The organism is Halomonas sp. SIMBA_159, from assembly GCF_046536035.1.
Classification (GTDB): Bacteria; Pseudomonadota; Gammaproteobacteria; order Pseudomonadales; family Halomonadaceae; genus Vreelandella; species Vreelandella venusta_A.
Genome location: NZ_JAWJBT010001513.1, coordinates 1 through 239, shown reverse-complemented (window position 1 = coordinate 239; position 239 = coordinate 1). Strand labels below are relative to the sequence as shown.

The window sequence follows — 239 nt, the reverse complement described above, 5'->3', positions numbered from 1 at the left end:
CCAACCCAGCCACATAAAAGTGAAAATAACTGTCGCTGGTGAAGCCCCCATAGTCAGTAATATCGCGATATCACTTTCTTTCTCTCTTACCGCCATGATCAGCGTAGCCACAATATTAAAGCAGGCCACGGCTATCACCAGCGCTAACACCAGATATAAAATACTGCGCACCATTTGAATATCCTGGTATACATGGCCCTGAGTGCGGAACCAGTCCAGCAGATAGACGTAATCCTCAG

Annotated in this window: 1 protein-coding gene; it reads right to left on the bottom strand. The window is 46.9% G+C overall.

The features are described from left to right. Window positions 1-239 (bottom strand): FtsX-like permease family protein (locus tag R0J87_RS24280; protein ID WP_498889609.1); only part of this gene is annotated, 239 nt, incomplete at both ends.